A 6,781-nucleotide genomic window follows, 5' to 3' on the forward strand; every position below is an offset into this window, starting at 1 on the left:
TCTGGGTCGTCCCATGTTTTACCCAAATGTAAAAAACCTACCCCTGTGAGCCCCCTAACGCACCCTACTGGACCGACACATCATTAATGGTGCAATAAGCGTAGGTTGGGTTGAAGAATGAAACCCAACACCAGTAAAGCTTTGTTGGGTTTCCCTTTAGCTCTACCCAACAAAGCTTTACTGGTGTGCCACGCCACTACGGAAAATTTTCAAAACTGAGATGCACCCGGAGCGGTGCGACCCGTGGCGAATTTAATTACGGGTCAAGCGCACCGAGAGAGTCGGGGTGAGCCGCGTCTCCCCACTTCTCCTTTTATCTTCTCTCTTCTGCCGACACTCCTCACACTCATCAAATGTTAATAAATGTAAAAAAAAAGAATTTGATTGACAAAAATTTTGCTAGATGATATAATTACTTTTTGAGATTAAGCAACGACTCGTTCGAGTTCAGGGTGTAGAGTAACTCAAGACGAAGTCGGTTTTTTAGTGTTCATTCAACGATGAACGCTTGGTTTTTCTTGCTAAAAAAAACGAAGGCAGCATCTATAACTTCAAAGTCACCAAAATTATCGAATTCACAATCAAAGTAATTAAGCTATAGCGATTATCATATTCATCTATTAATAATTTACATCGATTTTTTGCTTCCTCCCTGGGGGTGGATCTCATCAAAACTGTTTGATCCGGTGGGTGGAATGGGCATCTTGCCCGTTACGGGGCTGGTGTTGTTGCCGAAATATAACTTCACACCCCGAAACTCTTGTGTTTTCGCGATCGCTTATCAAACCATTATGTATCGTGGTTTCTAACCTAATCAGGTACACAGAATTTTTTTCCTGTTCCCTCTTCCCCTCCTGGGAGGGGTTAGGGGTGGCTTTCTCTTCCCTTTATTTATAAATGCTATATCATGGTTAATCAGCCAGAAGGTAATTTAGAAAATAAGGCGGCTAAACAACAAATTTTCTAGATTGACTTACGTATGAAAAACGCTAATTCGGGACTTGACTTTGCCCTGATTCGCTGCCGGAATGCTTGGGAGCATTTAGACTGTCCCAAAAATTCTCTATCTAAGGAAAAAGCTTTAGAAATTTTATCGGCTAGAGATGCTCTTCAAAAGGTATTGAAAACTCAGGAGCCAGTTGCTGTCGATATCTTATCTGAAGTGATGGAGCTCGATTTACGGTTGAAACAAAACGCTGGTAGGATCCTGAAAGTCCTCAACTTGCCTGAATGTCGGGAAAGTTTGCCTGCACCCCCTAAGGATTGGTGGTGGCATTTAGATAGCAAAGAGGTTAACTGGTTAATCAGAGGGCTAACAGTAATCACGTGGACCGGTAGTCTGGGACTGCTGGCTAATATTGCTAGTCGGTTTCTAAGTGGAGGAGTGGGCGTTCTGGGAGCGGCGGCAGTGGTTTTTCCTAGTTTCTTGACTTTGCTTGAAGCTAGGAGTGAACTCACGGAAGCAGGACGAGAAGGGCTTGAAAAACTAATCACTAAACTAGGAATTCCCCAATACTATCGAGAAGAGGCAAAATTCACCCCTCTTTTAGCTTTGTCTGGGCTGTTACTGGGCTTTTGGTTTGCCTTGCCCTTAATTTCTCAAGCCTACAATGATCGAGGAGAGAAAAACTATCAGCAGGGACAGTTGGGGGCAGCGGAAGAGAATTACTTGAGAGCCATTGCCTTGAATCCGGATAATATCTATGCTCACCACAACTTAGGCAATCTCTATGAGGAATTGCAGCAGTTTGATAAAGCCCGCACCGAGTATTTGATCGCAGTGAAAGGGGATGTGCCAGAAGCCTATAATAACTTGGCTCGCTTGTTGATTAAAAAGAAGGAATATCCCGAAGCAGTAGCTCTACTAAATCAAGGTCTTTTACAAGCAGGCACGCAGGATAGCTTTCCTGAGGATAAGTACAACCTGTTTAAAAATTTGGGATGGGCGAGGTTTCAGCAAGGTCGAGATACAGAGGCAGAGCAGGCACTAAAAACTGCCACAGGTATTGCCAGTAACCCAGAAGTCGCTCAATATCTCCAAAATCAGGGGTCAGCTCATTGTTTATTAGCTCAGGTGCTGGAACGGCAGAAAAAGCCTGGAGCCATCCAACAATGGCAGCAGTGCTGTTGGTTAGGTTCTACACTCAATCCTGATGAGGATACTTGGTTACATCTAGCTCAGAAAAAGTTACAGGAGGCAAAAAAATCATGCGAACAACTTTGAGGTTTAACATTCTCACAGGAGTCATGCTCAGCCTGATGTTGCCTGGGTTTGTCTCTCCTGCTTCGGCAAATCCTTCTTGGGCAAATACAATAGCGTTAAATTTTCTCTCCGAGATTAAAGGGGATGTCAAGCTCAAGCGGAGTCAATGGAAAGACTATCGAAAAGCTGATTTTGGGGTTTTACTCAATCCTTCTGACCAGTTAGAACTTAGTCCTGGGGCATCGGCTAGGGTGATGTGCAACAACTCAAGAGTCTGGGTTGTTCCTACAGGACAAGTGTCCCTGGTGTCTGAGGGTTGTGGTTCACGAAAGCCAAGGGGAAGGGGATTTAACCGCCCAAGTCGTACTCGCAGCGCTTATCAGATCATTCCCTACATCATCAGCCCTCGGAATACGGCTCTACTAAATGATCGTCCAGTACTACGTTGGAATGCCGTTCCTGGGGCTACTCGCTATAGGGTTCGAGTAGAAGATGCTGGTTTAACATTAGACTGGCAAACGGAAACGAGCAACACACAAATTGACTATTCCGGTCCTCCCCTACAACCAGACTCCTATTATCTCTTAATTGTAGAAACAGACACAGGAAAATCCTCTGAAGAAGAACAGGGAACTGACCTGGGTTTTACTGTGTTGGATGCCCAAAAAGCTGAGTCAGTGAGAACAGCAGTTGCCCAATTAAAACAACAGCAATTAACCCAAGGGGCGGAAGGGCTAGCCTTAGCCTATTTGTACCAACGTTATGACTTGAAGGCGGAAGCCATAGGGTTACTAGAAGGGTTGGTGAAACAGGAAACTCAGACAGTAGCAGTCTATCAACTTTTGGGAGATTTATACCTGGACGTGGGATTGAAGCAGCAGGCCAAACGTCGTTATTTACAAGCTTTGGAACTAGCCAAACCCACGGGAAATTTAGAAGGGCAAGCTCAGGCCCAAGTTGGACTGGGACAAGTAGAGTACAGTTTAGGCAAACCAACTCAAACAATAGAGTGGCTAACCCAAGCACAAAGGAATTATCAAACCTTAGGTGATCGGTCGAAAGTTAAGGAGGTACAGGAATTGAGAGAGCAGTTGAATTAATAAGGTAAGCATTCAGCGATTAGCGCTACGCGCACGCTACGCGAACAGTTATCAGCTATCAGTTATCAGCGATTAGCGCTACGCGCACGCTACGCGAACAGCATATGCTTAGATGGGAAAATCCCCAGACTTTCAATTATATAAAATCTCAAACTATCTATTAAATTCTCCGAAAAGAGGTTTATTTTCAGCTAAAAGCTCACGGCTGATAGCTGATATTTTCCAGTTTTTATTAATTTTAATTAAAGTTTTTAAAAAGACTTTTTAAATCAGGAAATTTTAACTAAATTTCCTGTAATAATCAGAAAAAATCGGCAGCTCATTAATTAATATGAAACCTCGGATTTTCGGACTTGTGCAAACAAGTACCTTTGTTTTTTGTTCTCTACTAGCTGCAACTACGGCATTAGGCCAAATCACTCCAGATAATACCTTGGGTAAGGAAAAATCTGTAGTAACTCCCAATGTCAATGTTAGAGGTGACCTAGGGGATTTGATTGAAGGTGGGGCGATTAGAGAAAGCAATCTATTCCACAGCTTCTCAGATTTCAATGTGGCCGAGTTTGGGCGAGTTTATTTTGATAATCCGGCGGGAATTCAGAACATCCTTACTCGGGTAACGGGAACAAATGTTTCCAATATTTTGGGCACTTTGGGAGTGTTGGGTGATGCTAACTTGTTTCTGATAAATCCAAACGGTATTGTCTTCGGTCCCAATAGCCGACTAGATCTGGGAGGGTCATTTTTTGGGACTACTGCTGATCGGGTGTTGTTTGAAGATGGCACAGTATTCAGCGCTAAAAATCTCAATGGTAAACCATTGTTGACGATTAAGACTCCCTCTGGTTTGCAATTTGGATCTAATCCAAGGAGTATTGAGAATCACTCTAGTCTTTTTCAGGTACCAAATGTTCAAACATTAGGGCTGATTGGCGGTAAGGTTACTATTCCTGGTGGTAATTTAATAGCAACCGATGGACGCATTGAGCTGGGGAGTGTTGCTCCTAATAGTGTGGTGAACTTGATACCAACGGATACTAGTTTTGTATTGGATTATTCAGCAGTTCAAGAGTTTCAGGATATTAGTTTGTCCGAGGGTGCTTTTGTTGATACCAGTGGGGAAGGTGGTGGGAGTATCCAGCTGCAGGGGGCTAAGGTGAGTTTACGCGATCGCTCTTTTGTTTTTGCGGATACCCTCGGAAGTCAGAACGGCGGTGGGATAGTTGTTGAGGCTTCTCAGCTCAGCCTTGAGGGTGGTTCTCTGATAACTGCGGATGTATTTGGCTCAGGACAGGGGGGAGATTTGAGTATTACCACTGGGCAGTTAATGGTCTCTGATGGAGCAGTTGTTTCAGCTTTCACTGTTGGTCTTGGGGACGGGGGAAATTTGACTGTGGATGCCGAGGAGACTGTTCAAGTGATTGGTACCTCAGCCGATGGTCAATTTCGCAGCGGCTTTTTTGCTGAAGCTGCTCAAGGATCAATTGGAAATGCCGGAAATTTGAGTATTACCACAGGGCAGTTAATGGTCTCTGATGGAGCAGTTGTTTCAACTACCACTTTTGGTCTTGGGGACGGGGGAAATTTGACTGTGGATGCCGAGGAGACTGTTCAAGTGATTGGAAACTCAGCCGATGGTCAGTTTCGCAGCGGCTTGTTTGCTGAAGCTGATCAAGGATCAATTGGAAATGCCGGAAATTTGAGTATTACCACTGGGCAGTTAATTGTCTCTGATGGAGCAGTTGTTTCAGCTTTCACTGTTGGTGAAGGGGACGGGGGAAATTTGACAGTGAATGCCTCTGAATCTGTTCAAGTGATTGGTACCTTAGCCAATAATAGTCGGAGGCGCAGCAGCTTGTTGGTTCAAACTCAAGGGACAGGAAAAGCAGGAAATGTCAGTATTACCACTGGGCAGTTAATTGTCTCTGATGGAGCGCTAGTTTCAGCCAGCGCTTTTGGTCTTGGGGACGGGGGAAATTTGACTGTGGATGCCTCTGAATCTGTTCAACTGATTGGTACCTCAGCCGATGGTAGGGTTTCGAGCGGCTTGTTTGCTCAAACTGAAGGGACAGGAACAGCGAGAGATTTGAAGATTACCACTGGGCAGTTAATAGTCAAAGATGGAGCACAAGTTTCAGCTCGCACAATCGGTGAGGGGGACGGGGGAAAGTTGACTGTGGATGCCTCTGAATCTGTTCAAGTGATTGGTACCTCAGCCGATGGTCGAATTCGCAGCGCCTTGTTGGTTCAAACTCAAACGAAAGGAAAAGCGAAAGATTTGAAAATTACCACTGGGCAGTTAATAGTCAAAGATGGAGCAGTTGTTTCAGCTAGCACAATCGGTGAGGGGGACGGGGGAGATTTGAGTATTACCACTGAGGAGTTAATTGTCAAAGATGGAGCGCAAGTTTCAGCTGGCACTTTTGGTCTTGGGGACGGCGGAAATTTGACAGTGGATGCCTCTGAATCTGTTCAACTCATTGGTACGACAGCCGATGGTCAGTTTTCCAGCGGCTTGTTTACTCAAACTCAAGGGACAGGAAATGCCGGAGAGTTGTTGAAAATTACCACTGGGCAGTTAATAGTCAAAGATGGAGCAGTTATTAGTACTGGAAGCACTCAACCGGGGAGTTCAGCAGGCACGGTAGAGATTAATGCCAACTCCATCTTCCTGAACAACGAGGGAATCATCTCAGCAGAAACAGCAGGAGGAGACGACAGCAATATTAATCTATATTCCCGTGACATCCGACTCCTCGACGAAAGCTTGATTATAACTAACGCTAGGAATACAACAACTGGGGGCAATATAACCATTGATACTGATACCTTAGTCGGTCTGGGAAATAGCGACATCACCGCCAATGCTGAACAAGGCCGAGGAGGTCGTGTTGAGATTAAAGCCCAAGGCATCTTTGGCTTAGAGTTTCGGGTACGTGAAACTCTAGGAAATGACATCACCTCCACCTCCGAACGTGGCTCATCCTTCAGCGGTGAAGTCGTACTCAACACCCCAGGCGTAGACCCGACCTCAGGATTAACCGAGTTACCAGCAAGCCTGGTAGATGCAGAAGCCATCCTGGCCAATGACCTTTGTGGCTTTGAGAATAATCGGATTGCTGGCGGCAGTTCCTTTACCATTACCGGAAAAGGCGGTTTACCACCGACTCGATTAGATCCGGTGATTAATACTGACAGAACAGTGGGCTGGAGAACTCGTCCTGGCATAGCCAGCAGCAGGAGACAACAATTACAGCAGCAAGCTAATGTCAGACCCCCTCAACCTGTCCCAGAAAAAAAAGTGATTATCGAAGCCCAAGGCTGGGTAACAGCAAAGGATGGCACGATTATTCTGACGGCTCATCCGTTTAGGGGGACTCCTGTTGAGCAGATATTACCCAATCTTGATTGTCATTCGGGAAGAGGGAGTCGGGAGTCGGGAGTCGGGAGTCGGGAGTCGGGAGTCGGGAGTCGGGAG

Annotated in this window: 3 protein-coding genes; all 3 read left to right on the forward strand. The window is 45.4% G+C overall.

Annotated features, from left to right (window positions below):
- The first annotated feature begins 979 nt into the window (after positions 1-979).
- Positions 980-2,224, forward strand: coding sequence for a tetratricopeptide repeat protein (locus AC4II3_RS30235; protein ID WP_488015750.1), 1,245 nt, complete (start codon positions 980-982; stop codon positions 2,222-2,224).
- Positions 2,209-3,303: a tetratricopeptide repeat protein gene (locus AC4II3_RS30240; protein WP_488015752.1), complete on the forward strand. Its 1,095-nt coding sequence runs from the start codon at positions 2,209-2,211 to the stop codon at positions 3,301-3,303. The genes AC4II3_RS30235 and AC4II3_RS30240 overlap by 16 nt, the downstream gene beginning before the upstream one ends.
- Positions 3,304-3,658: 355 nt before the next feature.
- The coding region (locus AC4II3_RS30245; protein ID WP_488015754.1) for a two-partner secretion domain-containing protein at positions 3,659-6,781 on the forward strand (3,123 nt) is incomplete at its 3' end.

This window comes from Moorena sp. (assembly GCF_982860115.1).

Bases quoted from the DNA above. Each gene is read 5' to 3' on its own strand.
- AC4II3_RS30235 (WP_488015750.1), top strand. From the start codon at position 980: ATGAAAAACGCTAATTCGGGACTTGACTTTGCCCTGATTCGCTGCCGG.
- AC4II3_RS30240 (WP_488015752.1), top strand. From the start codon at position 2,209: ATGCGAACAACTTTGAGGTTTAACATTCTCACAGGAGTCATGCTCAGC.